General features: G+C 68.8%; 1 protein-coding gene. It reads left to right on the forward strand.

Going from position 1 to position 5413, the window contains the following annotated elements; translation table 11 throughout:
• Window positions 1–5413, forward strand: a 5413-nt coding sequence (locus DVH02_RS16595; protein ID WP_114624594.1) for a type I polyketide synthase, incomplete at both ends; no start/stop codon positions are given.

The raw sequence follows: 5413 nt of genomic DNA on the forward strand, positions 1-5413 counted from the left end.
TCCTGTCGCAAGCCCGTCATGTCGGGAAGGTTGTGCTGACGGTTCCTGCTGCGTTGGATGCGGGTGGGACGGTGTTGGTGACGGGTGGTACGGGTGGTCTGGGCGCGTTGGTGGCCCGGCATCTCGTGGAGACGCATGGGGTGTCGCGTCTGTTGCTGGTGAGCCGTCGTGGCATGGAGGCGGATGGCACGGTGCAATTGGTGGCGGAGCTGGAGGAGTTGGGTGCGGGGGTCGAGGTCGCCGCGGTCGACGTGGCGGACCGCGCCGGGATGGAGAGGCTGCTCGCTGGTCGTGAGCTGTGCGCGGTGGTTCATGCCGCGGGTGTTCTGGATGACGGTGTGGTGTCGTCGTTGACGGCAGAGCGGGTTTCGCGTGTGCTGCGGCCGAAGGTGGACGCAGTCGTTCATCTCGATGAGCTGACGCGGCATATGGATCTGTCGGCGTTCGTCATGTTCTCCTCCGTCATGGGAACGGTCGGTGGCGCGGGGCAGGCAAATTACTCCGCCGCGAATGCGTTCCTGGACGCTTTTGCTGGCGTCCGGCGTTCCGCCGGTCTGCCGGCTGTCGCGCTGGCGTGGGGCCCCTGGGCCCCCGGCGCGGGCATGACCGCCGAGTTGAGCGACGCCGACCTGCGACGCATGGCACGTGGTGGTATGCGTCCACTCGCCCCTGAAAAGGGTCTGGCGCTGCTGGACGCCGCTCTTGCTCGTGGGTCTGCGACGGAGCGCGCGTCGGTGCTTCCCATCGATCTCGACCTGGCTGGTCTTCGTGGGCGAGGCTCCGAAGAGGTTCCCGCGCTGCTGCGTGCACTGGTGCGCGGACGGGCCCGTAGGAGGGTGGAAGCGGGTGTCGGGGGGACTCGGCAGGATCTGCGAGCGCGGCTTGCCGCTGCTGTGGCCGCCGACCAGGACCGGATCGTCGGGGACCTGGTCCAAGGCGCCGCGGCCGGCGTCCTCGGCCACGCCTCCAGCGCCGACATCGGGACCGAGCACACCTTCAAGGAGCTGGGCTTCGACTCGCTGACCTCGGTGGAACTGCGCAACCGAGTGAACGCGGCCACAGGTCTGCGCCTCCCCGCCACCCTCATCTTCGACCACCCGACACCGGCCGCCCTGATCCGCCACATCAAGTCGGAGCTGGTCGGTGAGGGTGAGTCCGTCGCCGACGGTCTTCCGCTGGTGCCGTCCGTCGTGGGCGAGGATCCGATCGTGATCGTGGGTATGGCGTGCCGGTTCCCGGGTGGGGTGGGTTCTCCGGAGGACTTGTGGCGTCTGGTCAGTGAGGGTGGGGACGCGATAGGCGGCTTCCCGACTGATCGTGGTTGGGACCTGGAGGGTCTTTACGATCCCGAGCCGGGCACGCCGGGCCGGGTGTACGTCCGCGACGGTGGCTTCCTCTACGAGGCCGCTGAGTTCGATTCGGGGCTGTTTGGTATTTCGCCGCGTGAGGCGCTTGCCATGGATCCCCAGCAGCGTCTGTTGCTGGAGACGTCCTGGGAGGTCCTGGAGCGGTCCGGTATCGACCCGGCCACCCTGCGCGGCAGCCGTACCGGCGTCTTCGCGGGCGCCATGGCCCAGGACTACGGCAGCGCATTCCGTGGAACGTCCGAAGGCGCCGACGGCTACCTGCTCACGGGTAACACCGGCAGTGTGGTGTCGGGGCGTATCGCGTATACGTTCGGGTTCGAGGGGCCTGCGGTGACGGTGGACACGGCGTGTTCTTCGTCGCTCGTCGCGCTGCACTTGGCGGCTCAGGCGCTGCGTTCGGGTGAGTGCGATCTCGCGCTTGCCGGTGGTGTGACCGTGATGTCGACGCCGGACACCTTCGTCGAGTTCTCGCAGCAGCGGGGGCTTGCGGTGGATGGCCGGTGCAAGGCGTTCGGGGATGGCGCGGATGGTACGGCGTGGGCCGAGGGTGTGGGCCTGCTGGTGGTGGAGCGGCTGTCGGACGCACGGCGTCACGGGCACGAAGTGCTGGCCGTGGTGGCGGGATCCGCCGTCAACCAGGATGGTGCGTCGAATGGTCTGACGGCTCCGAATGGTCCTTCGCAGCAGCGGGTGATCCGGCAGGCGCTGGCGGGTGCGGGTCTGTCGCCTGCGGATGTGGATGCGGTCGAGGCGCATGGTACGGGTACCCCGTTGGGTGACCCGATCGAGGCGCAGGCGCTCCTGGCGACCTACGGGCAGGACCGTGAGCGTCCGCTGTGGCTCGGGTCGTTGAAGTCGAACGTGGGTCACGCGCAGGCTGCTGCCGGTGTGGGTGGTGTGATCAAGATGGTGATGGGGATGCGCCACGGTGTGCTGCCCCGGACCTTGCATGCCGATGAGCCGTCCTCCCACGTGGACTGGTCGGCGGGCGACGTCCGTCTCCTCTCCGAGAACATGGCTTGGGAGCAGACGTCGCTCGACCGCCCCCGCCGCGCGGGTGTGTCGTCGTTCGGTATCAGCGGGACCAACGCCCACGTGATTCTTGAGCAGGCCCCGGTGGATGAGCCCGTGGAGGTGTCGGCCGAGGCTCCGTTGGTAGGCCACGACGTGGCTGTGGGTGTGGTGCCGTGGGTGTTGTCGGCTGCTGGGGACGGGTTGGCTGCGCAGGCTGGCCGGTTGGCTGAGTTTGTTGCGGGTCGTCCGGAGCTTGGTCTGGGTGAGGTGGCTCTGTCTCTGGCCACGACGCGGGCTGTGCTTGATGACCGGGCTGTTGTTCTGGCGGCGGGCCGGGATGAGTTGTTGGAGGGGCTGAGGGCGCTTGCCGAGGGGCGGGATGCTTCGGGTGTGGTCCGGAACACGGTGCAGAGCGGTGGTCGGCTCGCCGTAGTGTTCGCCGGTCAGGGCGCGCAGCGTGTCGGGATGGGCCGGGAGTTGTACGCGACGTATCCGGTCTTCGCGGAGGCGTTTGACGCGGTCGACGCGGAACTCCCCTTCTCCCTCAAGAGCGTTGTCCTCGATGAGGACGCGGATGCCGACCGGTTGAATCGGACCGAGTTCGCGCAGCCCGCGCTGTTCGCGCTGGAAGTGGCTCTGTTCCGGCTGCTTGAGTCGTGGGGCGTGCGCCCGGACGTACTGGCCGGGCATTCGATCGGTGAGATCGCTGCCGCGCATGTGGCCGGGGTGTGGTCGCTGTCGGATGCCTGCCGTCTGGTGGAGGCACGAGGCAGGCTGATGCAGGCGCTGCCCGAGGGGGGTGCGATGGTCGCGCTCCAGGCCGGTGAGGACGAGGTACGGCCTCTGCTGGATGCGGCTCGGGTGGGTGTCGCGGCGGTCAACGGTCCGCGTTCTGTGGTCGTGTCGGGCGAGGTGGACGCTGTCGAGGAGGTGGCGGCACACTTCCGGAGTCTGGACTGCAAGGTCACGGCTCTGCGGGTCAGCCACGCCTTCCACTCGCCTTTGATGGAACCGATGCTGGCGGAGTTCCGTGCCGTGGCGGAGCAGCTGACCTATGGCCAGGCGGCGTTCCCTGTGGTGTCGACGGTGACCGGCGAGTTGGTCACTGCCGCGGAGTTGACCGACCCGGAGTACTGGGTGCGGCATGTCCGGCAGACGGTGCGTTTCGCCGACGCTGTGCGCGCGCTTGCCGGACAGGGTGTGACGCGGTTCGTGGAGGCCGGCCCCGACGGCACGCTCACGGCGTTGGCCCAGGGATGCCTCGACCAGGACGATCACACCTCTCTGCTGGTGCCGTCCCTGCGTAAGGACCGTCCCGAAGTCACCTCCCTGCTCGCGGCAGCGGCGGAACTGTTCACCCGAGGTGCCGCCCTTTCCTGGGCCGCCGTCTTCGGCGGGGCCCATGCCGCTGGAGCGGTATCGGTGGATCTGCCGACGTACGCCTTCCAGCGGCGCCGCTTCTGGCCGGGCGTCACGTCGCGGCACACCGGCGATCTGGGGCTGGTGGGGCTGGGAGCTGCGGGCCATCCGTTGTTGGGTGCGGCGGTGCAGTTGGCCGGTGGGGATGGTGTGCTGCTGACGGGTCGTCTGTCGGCGGGCAGTGTGGGGTGGCTGGCGGATCATGTCGTCGGTGGTGCGGTGGTGTTCCCGGGGACGGGTCTGTTGGAGCTGGGGTTGCGTGCGGGCGAGGAGGTGGGCTGCGACCGGGTGGAGGATCTGACCATCGTGGCGCCGCTGGTCGTGCCCGACCGCGGCGGTGTACGGGTTCAGGTGCGGGTGGGCGTCGAGGATGAGGCCGGTCGGCGTCTGCTGGAGATCCATTCGCGTGACGACGCGGCGCCGGACTCCGAGGTGTGGACGCTGCACGCGACAGGCGCCCTCGCGGCGGACACCGGTACGCGTCCGGTTGACGGGTTTGATTTTGGGGTGTGGCCGCCTCGGGGTGCGGTGGCGGAGTCGGTGGAGGGGGCGTATGAGCGGTTTGCGGGGTTGGGGTTGTCGTATGGTCCGGTGTTCCGTGGGTTGCGGAGTGTGTGGCGTCGTGGTGGTGAGGTGTTCGCTGAGGTAGCTCTGCCCGAGGGTGTGTCGGGTGGCGGGTTTGCGGTACATCCGGCCTTGTTGGATGCGGCGTTGCATGGGGTGATGTTTACGTCGGTGATCGGTGAGGGGGGTGCGCGGTTGCCGTTTGAGTGGTCGGGTGTGTCGTTGTGGGGTTCGGGTGCGGGGGTGTTGCGGGTTCGGTTGACGGTGTTGGGCGAGGGTGTGGTGGCGCTGGAGGTGGCGGATGGTTCCGGTGGTCCGGTGGCGTCGGTGAAGTCGTTGACGTTGCGGGAGGTGCCGGGTGATCTGCGTGCGATAGGTGGCGCGGGTGGCGTCGAGCACCTGTATCAGACCGACTGGATCCCTGCCCCGGCCGTAGCCGCTGCGGATGATCTCGGCCGCGTACAGACCGTCAGCGGCAACCGGGCGCATCTGCAAGATCTCTCAAAGGAACTGACCGGCGTCGCCGTCCAGCCCGGAACCGAGGTCCTGTTGCAGGTACGGCGGCCCGAGGGACACGCCGACGAGGCAGCCGCGCACGACCTCACCGCGAGCGTCCTGAGCCGCGTGCAGGAGTGGCTGGCGCACGAGCAGTTCGACGGCTCTCGCCTCGTGTTCGTCACGCAGGGCGCCGTCTCGTTTGACGACACCCCGGCCGATCCGGTACTGGCCGCGGTGTGGGGTCTGGTGCGGGCGGCGCGTGCGGAGAACCCTGAGCGGTTCGGACTGCTCGACCTGGACGACGCGGCGGAGTCCTGGTCCGCCCTGAGCGGTGCGCTGGGTGAGGGCGAGCCGGAGGCCGCTCTGCGGAACGGCACGGTCTTCGTGCCCCGCCTGGGCCGTGCCGGCCTGGACCGTGCGTTGCCGGTTCCGGTGGGTGAGTCGTCGTGGCGGTTGGACATTGTTGAGAAGGGGACGTTGGAGGGGCTGGCTCTGTGCCCGGTGGAGCGGCGGGAGTTGGGGGTTGGGGAGGTTCGTATTGGGGTGCGGGC

Source organism: Streptomyces corynorhini (assembly GCF_003346515.1).
In the GTDB taxonomy this organism is placed as follows: Bacteria; Actinomycetota; Actinomycetes; order Streptomycetales; family Streptomycetaceae; genus Streptomyces; species Streptomyces corynorhini.